The 13,673-nt window shown below is 59.7% G+C and carries 13 protein-coding genes; 9 read left to right on the top strand and 4 right to left on the bottom strand.

Annotated features, from left to right (window positions below; all coding sequences use genetic code 11):
- Nucleotides 1-5 precede the first annotated feature (5 nt).
- A complete protein-coding gene (locus tag HDC30_RS04800; RefSeq protein ID WP_183781205.1) occupies nucleotides 6-626 on the bottom strand; it encodes an HAD family phosphatase in 621 nt (206 codons plus the stop codon).
- Between the two features lie 197 nt (nucleotides 627-823).
- On the opposite strand from HDC30_RS04800, the gene HDC30_RS04795 reads away from it, so the two are divergent.
- Complete coding sequence (locus HDC30_RS04795) at nucleotides 824-1,513, top strand: VacJ family lipoprotein (protein WP_115989289.1); 690 nt, start codon at nucleotides 824-826, stop codon at nucleotides 1,511-1,513.
- A gap of 52 nt (nucleotides 1,514-1,565) precedes the next feature.
- Here HDC30_RS04795 and HDC30_RS04790 read toward each other — a convergent pair whose 3' ends face one another.
- Nucleotides 1,566-1,865: a PilZ domain-containing protein gene (locus HDC30_RS04790; RefSeq protein WP_134786945.1), complete on the bottom strand. Its 300-nt coding sequence runs from the start codon at nucleotides 1,863-1,865 to the stop codon at nucleotides 1,566-1,568.
- Between the two features lie 274 nt (nucleotides 1,866-2,139).
- On the opposite strand from HDC30_RS04790, the gene rssB reads away from it, so the two are divergent.
- Together rssB and rssC are read left to right on the top strand one after the other, a co-directional pair.
- Nucleotides 2,140-3,324 carry a two-component system response regulator RssB gene (gene rssB, locus HDC30_RS04785; RefSeq protein ID WP_041074010.1) on the top strand — a complete coding sequence of 395 codons (1,185 nt, stop codon included), beginning with the start codon at nucleotides 2,140-2,142 and terminating at the stop codon, nucleotides 3,322-3,324.
- Nucleotides 3,321-3,803, top strand: a complete 483-nt coding sequence (gene rssC, locus HDC30_RS04780; RefSeq protein ID WP_003226553.1) for an anti-sigma factor antagonist RssC — start codon at nucleotides 3,321-3,323, stop codon at nucleotides 3,801-3,803. The genes rssB and rssC overlap by 4 nt, the downstream gene beginning before the upstream one ends.
- A gap of 214 nt (nucleotides 3,804-4,017) precedes the next feature.
- On the opposite strand, the gene tal is transcribed toward rssC, so the two are convergent.
- Nucleotides 4,018-4,944: a transaldolase gene (tal, locus tag HDC30_RS04775; RefSeq protein ID WP_027611470.1), complete on the bottom strand. Its 927-nt coding sequence runs from the start codon at nucleotides 4,942-4,944 to the stop codon at nucleotides 4,018-4,020.
- Between the two features lie 207 nt (nucleotides 4,945-5,151).
- A complete protein-coding gene (locus tag HDC30_RS04770; protein WP_097088576.1) occupies nucleotides 5,152-6,102 on the bottom strand; it encodes a glycosyl hydrolase family 5 in 951 nt (316 codons plus the stop codon).
- Nucleotides 6,103-6,393: 291 nt separating this feature from the next.
- On the opposite strand from HDC30_RS04770, the gene HDC30_RS04765 reads away from it, so the two are divergent.
- Genes HDC30_RS04765 through HDC30_RS04740 form a run of 6 tightly spaced genes read left to right on the top strand, consistent with a single transcriptional unit; the run spans nucleotide 6,394 to nucleotide 13,671 of the window.
- Nucleotides 6,394-6,834: a low molecular weight protein-tyrosine-phosphatase gene (locus tag HDC30_RS04765; RefSeq protein WP_003226547.1), complete on the top strand. Its 441-nt coding sequence runs from the start codon at nucleotides 6,394-6,396 to the stop codon at nucleotides 6,832-6,834.
- A gap of 38 nt (nucleotides 6,835-6,872) precedes the next feature.
- On the top strand, nucleotides 6,873-9,101 hold the full coding sequence (locus tag HDC30_RS04760; protein WP_183781201.1) for a polysaccharide biosynthesis tyrosine autokinase: 2,229 nt from the start codon (nucleotides 6,873-6,875) through the stop codon (nucleotides 9,099-9,101).
- Nucleotides 9,102-9,141: 40 nt separating this feature from the next.
- Nucleotides 9,142-10,224: a glycosyltransferase gene (locus HDC30_RS04755; protein ID WP_183781199.1), complete on the top strand. Its 1,083-nt coding sequence runs from the start codon at nucleotides 9,142-9,144 to the stop codon at nucleotides 10,222-10,224.
- 14 nt (nucleotides 10,225-10,238) lie between these two features.
- Nucleotides 10,239-11,351 carry a polysaccharide pyruvyl transferase family protein gene (locus HDC30_RS04750; protein WP_096797763.1) on the top strand — a complete coding sequence of 371 codons (1,113 nt, stop codon included), beginning with the start codon at nucleotides 10,239-10,241 and terminating at the stop codon, nucleotides 11,349-11,351.
- Nucleotides 11,348-12,577, top strand: coding sequence for a polysaccharide biosynthesis C-terminal domain-containing protein (locus HDC30_RS04745; protein WP_183781196.1), 1,230 nt, complete (start codon nucleotides 11,348-11,350; stop codon nucleotides 12,575-12,577). The genes HDC30_RS04750 and HDC30_RS04745 overlap by 4 nt, the downstream gene beginning before the upstream one ends.
- Complete coding sequence (locus HDC30_RS04740; RefSeq protein WP_183781192.1) at nucleotides 12,568-13,671, top strand: hypothetical protein; 1,104 nt, start codon at nucleotides 12,568-12,570, stop codon at nucleotides 13,669-13,671. The genes HDC30_RS04745 and HDC30_RS04740 overlap by 10 nt, the downstream gene beginning before the upstream one ends.
- Nucleotides 13,672-13,673: the final 2 nt, after the last annotated feature.

Genomic DNA, 13,673 nt, shown 5'->3' with positions numbered 1-13,673 from the left:
CCCGGTCAGGGCTTTTCGCCCTTGAGGCGGCGCAGGTTGATGTCCGCCAGGCAGGTGTCGAGCTCGCCCAGATGATCGATCACCGAATGCACGCCCAGCCCGAACAACTGCAGGGTTGCCTTACCGCGTCGTTGGTCGCGTTCGTTCTGGCTCAGCGCTTGCCACTCGCTCGGCGACAGGCCGCACAGCGAGCCGCAGGACGCCAGGCCAATGGTCCACAGCCCGGCGTTGAGGCCCGATTGCAGCAACCGGGGCTCGCCGCTCACCAGCACGCAGCCATCCAGGCAGCTGACGTTCAAACCCATCAGCGCCTGCCAGCAGGCGTTCGGTGCGGGCCACGGATTGATTGTTGCTGAATATTGCGTCGGTTTGATCCACGCCGGCAGAGAGGCCGCCAAGGGTTGCGCGAGGGCAGGGGGCAGCTCGTCGATCCACGCACAGGGAATCTGCTGGCGCTGCAGGCTGAGCAGGCTGTCGAGAGCGCCGGGTGTGGCGTGGGCGTGCTCGGGCAGTACGCTGGCGTGTTGATGGGCACGGGCGCCGAAATCCACCAGACAGCCACTGAGTCCGAACAGCACGGCGGTCAGGCCGGGCGCGGCGACAGGCAAGACTTCAGCGTGGGTCATGGCAACGTCCCTGAAATAGGCATGAGGCTAGGGGACATCGGTGACAGTTGGATGACAGGTGTGTGAAGGCGCTCCCTGGAAACGTCCTGCATTACTCTTCACGGGTGGACTGCCCAAAACGGCTTTTGCGCTTATACTAGCGCTCTTAACGCCTGGGCCCGGGTGCCCGCGCCAGTAAAAATCCAAGGAGTTTTTCTATGCGCTGGAGCAATCCTCTCGCTCAGCTATGTGTATGTGCCAGCGTCCTGCTGGTTCCGTTCGCCGCCAACGCTGCAACGGAAGAAGACCCTTGGGAAAGCGTCAACCGCCCGATCTTCCAGTTCAACGACTTCGTTGACACCTACGCGCTCAAGCCGCTGGCGCAGGGCTATGAGTTCGTGACGCCGCAGTTCCTCGAAGACGGCATCCACAACATGTTCCGCAACGTCGGTGACGTCACCAACCTGGCGAACAACATTCTGCAGGCCAAGCCGGCAGCAGCCGGTGTCGATACCGCGCGTATCATCTTCAACACCACCTTCGGCCTGCTGGGCTTCTTCGATGTCGGTACCAAAATGGGCCTGAATCGCAGTGACGAAGACTTCGGTCAGACCCTCGGTTACTGGGGCGTCAGCAGCGGCCCTTACGTGATGCTGCCGTTGCTCGGCCCGAGCACCCTGCGTGATGCACCGTCCAAGTACGTCGACAGCTACACCGGTCCGTACCGCTACATCAACGACGTGCCTGTCCGTAACTCGGTGTTCGGCCTGAACATCGTCGACACCCGCGCCAGCCTGCTGTCGAGCGAGAAGCTGATCAGCGGCGACAAATACACCTTCATCCGCAACGCCTACCTGCAGAACCGCGAGTTCAAGGTCAAGGATGGTCAGGTCGAAGACGATTTTTAATTTCGACCGATGACAAGAAGGCGGCCCATGAGGCCGCCTTTTTTGTGTGCGCTTATTTCATCTGCAGAATGGTCAGGCCGAGCTTCTGGCCATCGCCGTCCTGGGCCTTGACCCAGACCACTTCGGTCTCCGCCTCCAGCCCGCTCAGCGCCGCATGATCGGAATCGATGCGCACGCTCAAACGGTCACCGACCGCGAACTGGCGCGGTGCTTCGACCTGCATGCCGCTGCTGGAGAGGTCGATGCACACGCCGGCGATCTCATCACCTTCATGAATCAACACCACATCGGCATCGACCCGCATGCGTATGAAATCGCGCTTTTCGCTGTAGTCCCGACCGGTTTGACTCATGGCTTCGACCTTCCATTGGGTTACGGTTTGAGCTGTTCTTATAACTCTCGGTGATTTGACAAGTAAAGTCGTCAAGCGACCATCGGCGCATGCTTGAAACGCCCCGCGGATGGGAGTACCGTCTGCGCCTTAGAAGGGCACCTCTGGTGCAATCGCGTTCCGGCTCAATGCTCGAAAGCGGTGCAGCAGAGAGGCTAGAAAGCGAATCCAGTAGTCTGAGCCGGGCCGATGCCCCGCCTGCTACGCCAACCTAATTCTGGCGCCGTTTGCCCACATGCCAAAAACCAGTGCCACGCTGCTGATAATCGATGATGACGAAGTAGTGCGCGCGAGCCTCGCGGCCTATTTGGAAGACAGTGGTTTCAGCGTCCTGCAGGCCAGCAACGGCCAACAGGGTCTTCAGGTATTCGAGCAAGACAAGCCCGACTTGGTCATCTGCGATCTGCGCATGCCGCAGATGGGTGGTCTCGAACTCATCCGTCAGGTCACCGAGCGCTCACCGCAAACGCCGATGATCGTCGTTTCGGGTGCCGGCGTGATGAACGACGCGGTCGAGGCGCTGCGCCTGGGTGCGGCGGACTACCTGATCAAGCCTCTCGAAGACCTGGCCGTGCTCGAGCATTCGGTGCGTCGCGCGCTGGATCGTGCGCGCCTGCTGCTGGAGAACCAGCGCTACCGCGAGAAGCTGGAGAAGGCCAACCGCGAGCTCGAAGCCAGCCTGAACCTGCTCCAGGAAGACCAGAACGCCGGTCGTCAGGTGCAGATGAACATGCTGCCGGAAAGCCCGTGGCGCATCGACGAGTTCCAGTTTGCCCACCAGATCATCCCGTCGCTGTACCTGTCGGGGGATTTTGTCGACTACTTCCGCGTCGACGAGCGTCGGGTGGCGTTCTACCTGGCCGACGTATCGGGCCATGGCGCCTCGTCAGCGTTCGTCACGGTGCTGCTGAAGTTCATGACCACGCGCCTGCTGTTCGAGTCCAAGCGCAACGGCACGTTGCCGGAATTCAAGCCTTCGGAAGTCCTTGGTCATATCAACCGGGGGCTGATCAGTTGTAAGCTGGGCAAACACGTCACAATGGTCGGTGGAGTCATCGACGAGGAGACCGGTTTGTTGACCTATAGCATCGGCGGCCATCTGCCGTTGCCTGTGTTGTACACGCCTGACAGTGTTCGTTACCTCGAAGGCCGCGGTTTGCCGGTGGGCCTGTTCAATGAGGCCACCTACGAAGATCACGTGCTTGAGCTGCCTCCGACGTTCAGCCTGACGCTGATGTCCGACGGCATTCTGGATCTGTTGCCAGAACCGACGCTCAAGGAAAAAGAAGCCGCTTTGCCCCAACGGGTGAAGTCGGCGGGCGGCAGCCTGGATGGTCTGCGGCAAGTGTTTGGATTGGCCACGCTAGGGGAGATGCCGGATGATATCGCCCTGTTGGTGTTGAGCAGGAACCTTCAATGAGTACCGGTAGAATCCAGTTCGCCGAGCAGGACGGCACCTTCGTCCTGAAGTTCGTCGGTGAAGTTCGCCTGACCCTGTGTTCGGCGTTGGATGCGACTATTGAGAAAATCTTCACCGCGTTGAATTTCAACGCGATCGTGATCGATTTGACCGAAACCCGCAGCATCGACAGCACCACCCTCGGCCTGCTGGCCAAACTGTCGATCCTGTCGCGGCAAAAGGTCGGCCTGCTGCCGACCGTCGTCACCACCCACGAAGACATCACCCGTCTGCTGCAGTCGATGGGCTTCGAGCAGGTGTTCAACATCGTCAACCACCCGGTGCCGTGCCCCGAGTGCCTGGATGACCTGCCGGATCAGGACCAGTCCGAAGAAGTGGTGCGGATCAAGGTGCTCGAAGCGCACAAGATCCTCATGGGCCTGAACGACTCCAATCGTGAAGCCTTTCATGATCTGGTTAACGCCCTCGAAAGACACTGATTCTTTGGGGTTGAGGTTGTCTGTTCCGGCCTCTTCGCGGGCAAGCCCGCTCCCACAGTGATTGAGTGACCCCGAGATCTTCATTCCACACCTGACCCTGTGGGAGCGGGCTTGCTCGCGAAGGCGCCAGTCCAGACGATGCATCTTTCAGCACCGCATAAAAAAAAGGGCGAACCCGTTTGGGTTCGCCCTTTTTGCATTTCAGCGATTCAGATCACAGCTTGGCCTGCAGCAGCGCCTCGAGCTTCTCCTGGTCACGGGCAAACTGACGGATGCCCTCAGCCAGTTTCTCGGTAGCCATCGCGTCTTCGTTGGACAGCCAGCGGAATTGCGCTTCGTTGAGGCTCAGGCGCGCTTCGCCGGCGTGGCCCGGGGCGAGTTTGCGCTCCAGTTTGCCGGTGTCTGCCGCGAGCTTGTCGATCAGGTCCGGGCTGATGGTCAGGCGATCGCAGCCGGCCAGTTGCTCGATCTGGCTCAGGTTGCGGAAGCTGGCACCCATGACCACTGTCTTGTAGTCATTGGCCTTGTAGTAGTTGTAGATGCGGGTGACCGACTGCACGCCCGGATCATCGGCGCCGGTGTAGTCGTTGCCGTTAGCCTTCTTGTACCAGTCGTAGATGCGGCCCACGAACGGCGAGATCAGGAACACCCCGGCGTCAGCGCAAGCGGCAGCCTGAGCGAAGGAGAACAGCAGGGTCAGGTTGGTCTGGATGCCTTCCTTCTCGAGGATCTCCGCAGCGCGAATGCCTTCCCAGGTCGAAGCGATCTTGATCAGCACGCGGTCACGGCCGATGCCGGCCTTGTCGTACAGCTCGATCAGGCGATGCGCACGCTTGAGCACGGCGTCCTGGTCGAACGACAGGCGCGCATCCACTTCGGTAGAAATGCGGCCCGGAATCACTTTGAGGATTTCCTGGCCCACGGCGACGCCGAAACGGTCGCTGGCCAGACCCACGTCGCCCTTGCAGTCGCTGACGCAGGCGTTCAGCAGCTCGGCGTAGGCGGGGATGGCGGCTGCCTTGAGCAGCAGGGAAGGGTTGGTGGTGGCATCGACCGGCTTGACCCGGGCGATCGCTTCGAAGTCGCCGGTGTCGGCAACCACGGTGGTCATCTGTTTGAGTTGTTCCAGCTTGGAAGTCATGGGTGTGCTCTGTCCTGTGGGTTTGACGACATTACCCGAGCGCTGACGGCCACTCAAGGGCATCAAGGCGTAACGGGTTCCCCGGGGGCAACAACCTGAGAACGGCTGTTTGAACGGTGGGGCGCGGTATCGATGAATACGATGCCAAAATCGGCCGCAGGTTCAAAGCAACTGACGGCCAGCGCCCCTTGAGCACATTGATGGAGGTTATTGCTGGCTCAGCTGGGTTTTGACCGCAGTTTCTGCCGGTTTCGGCTGGCCATCGGACGTCAACAGACCGAAATTCTTCTCGCGGTCATTGCTGCCGGTGTCGCTGTTTTTCCACTCGTAAATCGAGGTCAGGGCAATGTTGCGGGTTTTGATATCGGCGACGAATGCGCTGATTTTGCTGGCCTGACCCTCAATCCCGCCGTTGGAGGCGAGCGCCGAGATGCCCCATTCGCTGATCACCCCCGGCAGATGGAAGTTCTGCTGGATAAACGCCTGGGCGTTGCTGATCTGTGTGCCGCTCATGCCGTAGGGATGGTAGGAAACCGCGTTGAGGCATTTGGGGTATTCGCTGACGATTCGGTTGAGTGCCACGGTGGACGCCGAGCCGGCGGTCGGTGGCCGGGCAAAACCAAAACCGATCACCGGGACAGTCTGGGGTTTGTCTTGCAGGGTCTTGCACGCTGCGCTCATGAACGGCACGAAGGTCGTGTCGAAATTGCCGGTCGGCCAGTAGGTGCCGAGGTCCGGCTCATTCCATAGCTCGATCGCCACCAGTTGTGAGCCATAGGTCGCTGCCAGGCTGGTCAGCGCGTTGGCATACGCGATCCCCGCGTTCGCCAGATCATTGGCCGGTAACGGCTTGGTCGCGCGCAGGGTCATCAGCACCGGCAGACCAGCAGCGCGGGCCACGGCGAAGGCATTGCTGATCTGCTTCTGGTAGGCCGCGCTGGGCAGGCTGTCAGTCCATACGCCAAAACGCACGAAACTGAAGCCGGTGGCTTTGACGCGCTCGGCGTCCGCAGCGGAGAAGGTCTGGACTTTGACCTGAACCCCGATGGTTTTATTGGCGGGCAATGCCGGGAACAGTTCATTGGCCTGGCTCTGGCCGGTTGCCGCCAGCAGTAACAGGGTCAGGGCGCTCAGGGGTTTGAGATGGGCTGATTTCATGTCGGTTCTCCGGGTGAGAAGTGACAACGGCGAAAAAGTATCTCGAGATAACTGTTTCGAAACTGACAATGGCACTAAGTGCGCCAATGTTATTTTTTGTCAGGAAAACAAGACCTGAAAATCACAGTTATTTTTAGTCCGTTAATTGTGTTTTGGCGGCTTTTGACCCTGTGGTACTTAATACGCTGGTACTAACAGGGCGAATCTATTTCTGAGTGCAGAATGATCTAGTGGGTTCATTAAGATCCGCTCTAGATGTTGGCAGAATGATATTACACAGGAATGTAAACCTTGTTCAAAAAGATCCTCGTCGTGTGCGTTGGCAACATTTGCCGAAGTCCGACAGCAGAACTTCTGCTGCGTAACGCGCTGACCCCCTCAACCATTTCGGTGACTTCCGCAGGCCTCGCTGCGCGGGTCGGCGAAGGCATGGAAGCCTCGGCGCGCCAGGTGCTGGAAGACCACGGGCACAGCGCCGAAGGTTTCCAGGCTCGGCAATTGACCGCCGATATCGTCAATGAATCAGACCTGATTCTGGTGATGGAAAAACAACATGTGAATCAGGTGCTGAAGATTGCCTCGCACGCCCGAGGCAAAGTATTTCTTCTCGGCAAGTGGCAGAGCGAACGAGAAATACAGGATCCGTATCGTCAAGGTAAGGCCGCTTTTATTCATGCCCATGCATTGATTGAAGATGCTGTTAGCTCGTGGGCGCAGCGCCTCGGACATTGATGAATATTCTTCAGATCAGTGAATGGTAAGAAAGACTTATGCAATTACCGTCAGTAATCGCCAACCGTGATAACGATCAAGACAGTATTGATCTTCTCGGCATATTTGGCAGTTTGATCGATCAGAAATGGTTGATCGGTGCATTCACCGGTGCATTCATGGCCGCCGGCGTTGCCTATGCGGTATTGGCGACGCCGGTGTACCTGGCGAACGCACTGGTTCAGGTCGAACCGAAAAAGAACGACATGCTCGGTTTTTCCGACCTCAGCAGCATGCTCGGCGGGCAATCGCCGTCGGTGACCGAAATCGGCATCATCAAATCCCGCGCGGTGATCGGCAAAACCGTCGACGACCTGCGTCTGGACATCGACGTCACGCCCAACACCTTCCCGGTGGTCGGCGGTTTTCTCGCCCGGCGTTATCGCGGCGAAACCGAGTTCAGCGTGGCGCCGCCGCGTTTTGGCTTCACCAGCTACGCCTGGGGCGGCGAGCGTCTGGAGTTCACTCGGCTCAATCTGCCCAAAGAGTTGTTGGGCAAGAAGCTCACCCTGGTGGCTGGCGAACAACAGCACTTTCAGTTGCTCGATGACAACGACAACCTGTTGGTCGAGGGCGTCGCCGGCGAAGCCTTCGCCCAGGACGGCGTCGAAGGTTTGATCGAGCGCCTGCAAGCGAACCCGGGCACTCGCTTTGAAGTGGTGCGCAATCCACGGATCGTGACCATTCAGGGTTACCAGGATGCGCTGGATATCTCCGAGCAAGGCAAGGAGTCGGGGATTATCCGTCTGGCGCTGGCCAGCGCCGATGCGGCCGAGGCGGTGAAGATCCTCAACAAGATCGCCGCGCTCTACGTCGATCAGAACGTGCGCCGCACCTCGGCGGAAGCGGCGCAGAGCCTGGCGTTCCTGCAAAGTCAGTTGCCGCAGGTCAAGCGTGATCTGGCCAAGGCCAGCGATTCGCTCAACGCGTATCAGACCCACGGCAAGACCGTGAATATTTCCCTGGAAACCCAATCGGTGCTTGGTCAGTCCGTGGCGCTGGAAACGCGGATTTCCGAGCTGAAAATGCAGCAGGCGGAAATGGATCGCAAGTTCACCAAACAGCATCCGGCGTATCGCGCCTTGATGTCGCAGATCGGTGAGTTGACCCAGCAGCAGAAGTCGCTGGAAGGCAAGGTCGGTGATCTGCCGGCCACGCAGCAGGAGCTGCTCAACCTGACCCGGGATGTGGAAGTGGCTTCGCAGATCTACACGCAGTTGCTGAACAAGTCCCAGGAACTGGACATCGTTCGCGCCGGTGCGGTGGGCAACGTGCGTTTGATCGACCCGGCGGATGTTGACCTGAGCAGCCCGGTCAAACCGAAAAAAGCCCTGATTGTGCTGATCGCAACGTTCCTCGGCGCCTTTGTCGGCGTAGCCCTGGTGCTGTTGCGCAAATCGTTGAGCAAAGGTCTGGAAGGGCCGGAAGCCATCGAACAGCTCGGGCTGCCGGTGTACGCGTCGATTCCCTACAGCGCCTTGCAGCGTGACGAGGACACGAAAAAAGGCCGAGCCAAAATCACCGCCGAGACGCCGGCCTATCTGCTGGCCCTGCGCAACCCGACCGACCTGTCCATCGAGTCGATCCGCAGCCTGCGCACCTGCCTGCATTTCGCCGCGCTGGATTCGACCAACAACCGCATCATGATCTCCGGCCCCAGCCCGCAGGTCGGCAAGACCTTCGTCTCCTCCAACCTCGCCGCGGTCATGGCGCAGAGCGGTCAGCGCGTGCTGCTGATCGACGCCGACATGCGCAAGGGCCACTTGCACAAGACGCTGAATGTGCCGATCGCCAATGGCCTGTCGGATCTGCTGGTGAAGCGCTGCAGCATCGAGCAGGCGATCAACACGGTGGAAATCGACAACCTGCACTTCATCAGCCGTGGTCAGGTTCCGCCGAATCCTTCCGAGTTGTTGATGCACGCCAACTTCCGCGATCTGCTCGCCGAGCTGAGTCAGCGCTACGACGTGGTGATCATCGACACGCCGCCACTGCTGGCGGTGACCGACGCAGCGATTGTCGGGCGTGAAGCCGGGATCAGCCTGATCGTCACGCGGTTTGCGGTAAACCCGGCCAAGGAAATTGAAGCGACCATTCGCCGCTTCGCGCAGAACGGCATCGAGCTCAAGGGCGCGGTGTTCAACGGCGTCGAGAAGCGCGCTGCCAGCTACTACGGCAATGGCAGCTATGGCTATTACAACTACGAATACGCGTCGGACAAATCCTGAAATTCAGGGGCGTTCCAACAGGCATGAAAGTGGGTGGGTTGTGAAGAAAATACTGCACGTGGCTGAAACGATAAAAGGTGGGGTCGCCACCGTTATCCGCACCATCTCGGCGTCGCCCGAAGGCCAGGATTCGAATTACGAGCTGGTCTATCTGGTGCCGCTCGACCAGAAACAAGAGCTGCACGGCATCGATGCACAGCAGATTCGCACGTTCGAACGCAGCGGGCGTGATGTGCGTTCGCTGCTGCGATTTGCCTGGCAACTGACCCGGGTGATGCTCAAGGAAAAACCCGATGTGGTGCATTTGCACAGCACCTTTTCCGGGGTGATCGGCCGCGTGGTCTGTGTGCTTCTGCGACCGTGGCGCAAGCCGAAAATCGTCTACTGCCCGCACGCCTTTTCGTTCCTGATGGAAAGCTCGCCGACCAAGCAGAAGATCTACGCACGGATCGAGCGGGTCCTGCAGCGGGTCACCGACGTGATCATCTGCGTCAGCCGCTACGAGATGGACAAAGCTGCGCGGTTCGGCATTCAGCGCTCGCGCATGAAGCTGATCTACAACGGCATCCACCAGCGAGACGAAGCGCCGAAGGCCGAGAGCCCCGCGCCGATCCATCTGCTGTTCGTCGGTCGTCTCGACTACCAGAAAGGTTTCGACGTGCTGCTCAAGGCCTTCGCCAAGGTGCAGCGAAGTGATCTGAAACTGACGGTGGTCGGCAGTGCGGTCAACGAGGACACGGTCGAGTGCCCCGAGATGGACGCGGTCGAGTACCTGCCGTGGGTCACGCCGGCCGAAGTGCAGGCGCTGTATCAACAGGCCGACGCGCTGATCGTTCCGAGCCGCTGGGAAGGTTTTGCCATGGTGCCGCTGGAAGGCATGGCCATGGGCTTGCCGGTGATCGCCAGCAACTGCACGTCACTGCCCGAACTGGTCACCCATGAAGTGTCCGGCTACGTCTTTCCCACCGGTGATCATCAGGCGCTGGCCGACGTGCTGGCGCGAATCCAGAAGCCGCGGTTGCTCGACCTCGGCAGCGAAGGCCGGAACATCGTGCGCGAGCGTTTCAGCGCCGCGCTGATGATCCGCCAGACCTACGACGTGTATTGCGCTCCCACTTATTAAGTAGAACTCAGCTTATGAACGTAACGATTTTGCATGGCTACAGTGCGTCCAACTCCGGTGACGGCCTGCTCGTCGATCTGGCCATCGCGTTGGTGCAGCGCAACTTTGGCGAAGACACCGCGATCAATGTCGTGGCGTCCGACCCGCAGTCTTTCGCCTACCTGCCGCACCCGCGTTTCGATGCGCCGGTGATGGCGGCCAAGGGCCTGGGGCGGGTCAAGCAGGCGGTGTTCCTCAATCAGTCGTATGCCGGACTGGCGGATCTGTTGCGCAAGACCGATCTGATCGTCGGCGTCGGTGGCGGCTACATGCGCTCGAAAAGTGCCTTCGAACACATCAAGCTCAAACTCGGCCACGCCAAGCAACTGGAAACGGCGATCCTCAGCAAGGTGCCGTCGGTGTACCTGCCGCAAAGCATCGGCCCGTTCCATGGCGAGAGCCGCCAGATCGTCGAGCACTACGCCAGTGCCGATGCGGTGTTCGTGCGCGATAACCGCTCCTCGGCGATGTTCGATGCCTGCGAAAACGTCTACCGCGCGCCGGATCTGGCGGTCCAGTCGCTGGCCAGCAAGATCCTTCAGCAACCGAAGTTCACCCGCTGCGCCGCATCGCCGGCCACCGTGTGCGTGGTGCTGCGCAAGCCGCCGGAGTGGAGCAAGGACAAGAAGGTCGCCTACGTCGCCAACCTGAAGTTGCTGCTACAGCGTCTGAAGAACAAAAGCAAAGTGGTCTGCGCGGTGCAGAGCGCCGTTCGCGGCAACGATGACGGTGCGTTCTATCGCGAACTGGGCATCACCGAGGACCTGCTGTCGTTGAAGGCGACGATTGCCAAATATCAGCCGGACCTGGTGATCTCGGTGCGTCTGCACGGCGCCATCGAGTCGCTGCTGTCCGGTGTCCCGGCGTACCACATCAGCTATGAGCGCAAAGGCTTTGGCGCCTATCAGGACATGGGCGTGGAAGACTGGGTGATCAATGGCGGCGACATCAATGTCGACCAGATCATCGACACCGTGTACGCCCCGAACGCGCTGTCGAATTTCGGCAAGCGCCTGACCGATACTTGCCGCGAAATCGAAGCCAAGACGGTGATGATGGACGAGATCATCAAAGGCGTCGTTCGATGATATTTCGCTTGCTGCTGCGCGGCGGAGCCTTGGGCGCGAAGTTTCTGCTGGTGTTGGCCATCACCCATTACCTGGGCTACGAAGCGCTGGGGTTTTATGGCGTGGTGGTCGCGGCGTCGCTGATCGCTTCGAAGTTCTACAGCGTTGGTTTCAGTTCCGAGATCAATCGGTTGATCAGCGTTGGCGGCAGCTCGCGGCGGGTGGTCGACAAAGTCCTGTTGCTGTACCTGGCGGTGGGGCTGCTGCTGTCGCTGGTCACGGTGGGGATTTACTCGCTGTTTCAGCAGGTCGAGGCGAGCACCGCGTTGATTCTTTGCGTGACGCTGGTGCTGCTCACCGAACACCTGTCGTTCGAGATCAACTCGTTCGTGTTTTCTGCGCAGAAAGCCACCGCGGGCGCGCTGCTGTTCTTCATCAAGACCGGTCTCTGGGCGCTGCTGGCGGTGGGCGGGATGATGCTCGACTGGGTCTCAGGCATCGCCAGTGTGCTGTGGTTGTGGGTGGCCGCCAACGTGCTGGTGATCGTCGCCGGTTACCTGATCGTGGTGAATGTGCACGAGGGCCGGGTCAGCGAGGCGCTGACGACCGCGACGGTGTGGAAGGCCGGTTTGCCGTTCTACTTCGGTACGGGGTTGATCGCACTCAGTCAGTACGCCGAGCGCTTTCTGATTGCCGATCTCGAACCCTACGCCAGCCTCGGTAAATACGTGTACGCGTGGTCGGCGGCGAACACTCTGCAGGCGCTGTCTTACGCGGTGGTGGCGGTGGTCGGCATTCCGGTGCTGGCCAAGCGGTTTCAGGCGGATCAGCAGGCGTTCACCGTACGGCACTTGTTCGTCAACAAGTGGGTGATGCGCTCGTTGGTGGTGTCAGCGGCGGTGGCCGTGTTGATCTATCTGTTCTTCAACGTGGTGCTCGATTATGTCGCCAGCAGCGTGCCGCGTCCGGATAACGCGATCCTCGGCGTGCTGATCTTTTCCTTTGCCTTGCGGGCCATCGGCGACATCGTCTGGGGCGGTCTGATCGCTTCGAAAAACAGTCGGGTGTCATTCGCCAGCGCGGCGATCTGCCTGCTGGTGTCGGTACCGGTTAGCTACCTGCTGATCAAGCACTATTCGATTTACGGCGCGGCGTGGGGCAATGTCTTCGCGATTATCGTGCAGCTCGGGGTGATCGCCGTGTTGACTCGGGCGACCCGTGCCAAAGGGGCGCTGGCATGGGGTTGAAGTTGCCGTGCATCGAGTTTCGCGGCCGCAAACTCGATTCTTCGCTGTCGTTCCTGATTCTGTTCACCGGGCTGTTTCTGTCGGTGGCGATGCCGCTGCTGATCCCGCGCGCTCCGGGCCCGGATGCGATGACCTTGTGGTCGTCCTACGCCCGCGCCGACAACTGCAATTTCTGGAACCCGTTCTCGCCTGATCGCTCCTCCTACGAGTGTTCGGCGTTCCTGCTGCGGCCCACCGGGATCAACCTGACCAACGCCTGGGCCTATGGGATGTTCTGCAATTTCTTCCTTACGGCGATTCCGGTGGTGGTATTCCGGCGCATGCCGCTGGCGATCTTCGGCACCCTGTGTCTGTGGGGGATTGTGCGTTCGTTTTTTCTGGAAAACCTGACCAAGGAAATCATCGTTTCGATAGCGGTGCTGAGCATTTTGTTCAGCTCGCTGACACGCAAATACCGCGGCGGATTTTTTCTGTCGGCGGTGATCTACGGCGTGCTGATCCGGCCTTACTGGATTCTGTTTTCGCTGTCGTGGGTCGGCGTCTGCGTGATGAAAAAGTACGTGTCGCGCTTCACCTTTTTCCTGATGCTGTTCCTGTTTTATCTGGCGGTGGCCATGGCGATTCAGCTGGCGCTGGGATTCCCGGTGTCATCGATTCGCGCCAGCAACAACGAGTTGCGCACAGCGGGGGAGGAGGGCTCGAAATCGCTGATCGTCTCGTGGCTCAGCGGCAGTGACTTCGTCTCGCAGGCGCTGGACTCGATGATCATCTTCTTCCGGTTGTCGTTCCCGGTGGAGCTGATTCTGCTGTCCGGGCCGGGCCAGGTGATCTTCGTGGCGCTGATGATCATGACCGCGCTGCTGCTGTTCAAAGTCATCACCTCCACCGACTACAAAGGCGCGCCGATCGAAACCAAACCCAAGGAACTGATCGCGATTCCGCTGGCGTTCCTGTTGGTGCAGGGTTTGTTCGAGCCGGACTTCGGCTCCTTCGCCCGGCACTTTTCCATGGTGGTGCCGGTGTTGTTTGTCGGCCTCGGCCTGATGTTGCGCGCGAACAAGCCGGTGCGGGTTGAATCACGAGTTCTGAATTGAGA

It is taken from the genome of Pseudomonas sp. JAI115 (assembly GCF_014200835.1).
Lineage (GTDB): Bacteria > Pseudomonadota > Gammaproteobacteria > Pseudomonadales > Pseudomonadaceae > Aquipseudomonas > Aquipseudomonas putida_A.
Note: the sequence above shows the minus strand (reverse complement) of the source record. Positions and strands in the feature narration are given on the sequence as shown.

Bases quoted from the DNA above. Each gene is read 5' to 3' on its own strand.
- HDC30_RS04800 (WP_183781205.1), bottom strand. From the start codon at position 626: ATGACCCACGCTGAAGTCTTGCCTGTCGCCGCGCCCGGCCTGACCGCC.
- HDC30_RS04795 (WP_115989289.1), top strand. From the start codon at position 824: ATGCGCTGGAGCAATCCTCTCGCTCAGCTATGTGTATGTGCCAGCGTC.
- HDC30_RS04790 (WP_134786945.1), bottom strand. From the start codon at position 1,865: ATGAGTCAAACCGGTCGGGACTACAGCGAAAAGCGCGATTTCATACGC.
- rssB (WP_041074010.1), top strand. From the start codon at position 2,140: ATGCCAAAAACCAGTGCCACGCTGCTGATAATCGATGATGACGAAGTA.
- rssC (WP_003226553.1), top strand. From the start codon at position 3,321: ATGAGTACCGGTAGAATCCAGTTCGCCGAGCAGGACGGCACCTTCGTC.
- tal (WP_027611470.1), bottom strand. From the start codon at position 4,944: ATGACTTCCAAGCTGGAACAACTCAAACAGATGACCACCGTGGTTGCC.
- HDC30_RS04770 (WP_097088576.1), bottom strand. From the start codon at position 6,102: ATGAAATCAGCCCATCTCAAACCCCTGAGCGCCCTGACCCTGTTACTG.
- HDC30_RS04760 (WP_183781201.1), top strand. From the start codon at position 6,873: ATGCAATTACCGTCAGTAATCGCCAACCGTGATAACGATCAAGACAGT.
- HDC30_RS04750 (WP_096797763.1), top strand. From the start codon at position 10,239: ATGAACGTAACGATTTTGCATGGCTACAGTGCGTCCAACTCCGGTGAC.
- HDC30_RS04745 (WP_183781196.1), top strand. From the start codon at position 11,348: ATGATATTTCGCTTGCTGCTGCGCGGCGGAGCCTTGGGCGCGAAGTTT.
- HDC30_RS04740 (WP_183781192.1), top strand. From the start codon at position 12,568: ATGGGGTTGAAGTTGCCGTGCATCGAGTTTCGCGGCCGCAAACTCGAT.